The sequence below is a fragment of the Bartonella sp. CE47NXGY genome (assembly GCF_042195415.1).
Classification (GTDB): domain Bacteria; phylum Pseudomonadota; class Alphaproteobacteria; order Rhizobiales; family Rhizobiaceae; genus Bartonella.
The window spans coordinates 1-554 of the sequence record NZ_JBHIOI010000290.1 but is presented as its reverse complement, the minus strand read 5'-3'; the positions used below and the strand labels follow the sequence as shown (position 1 = coordinate 554).

General features: G+C 36.5%; 1 pseudogene. It reads left to right on the top strand.

Going from position 1 to position 554, the window contains the following annotated elements:
- Window positions 1-554 (top strand): annotated as a pseudogene (locus ACFIL3_RS11160) (hypothetical protein); the annotation flags it as partial.

Below are 554 nucleotides of genomic sequence, written 5' to 3'. Positions count from 1 at the left end.
CATGAAGATTTAACAATTCCTGATTTTATTTTTATTCTTGATCAGTCGCAAGCGTGTATATCACGATATTTACGTTTCTTGTACGAAGCTCGATTGATTGAGCGTTATCAGAAGGGAGATAGCCTTTATTTTAAGCTTTGTCATGATTTTTGGGGTAAAGACATTGTGATGGGTGTTCTTTCGGCTTTGCCAAAGCATGATGTGTTGTTAGCGCATGATTTAGAACGTTTGAAGGATGTCAAAAAGCAGCGTCAAAAAACGAGGAAGAAGCATTTCTTACAAAATACGTTGCAATGGGATGTATTACGGTCATCCTATATGGCAGATCAGGGTGTAGAAAACGCTTTACTTGAAATCATTGGCGATAAACCATTTCAGACGATGCTGAATATTGGAAGAGGTGGAGGCTCTATCTTAAAATTGTTTTCTAATCTTTATACGCATGCGGTTGAAATCGTGCTTGATAGCAATGTTTTGCACTTGTCTGTTGGAGATACAACTTTTGATTTAGTTATTCTTCATTGGGTTTTACATTTTCTTGAAAATCCTGAAAT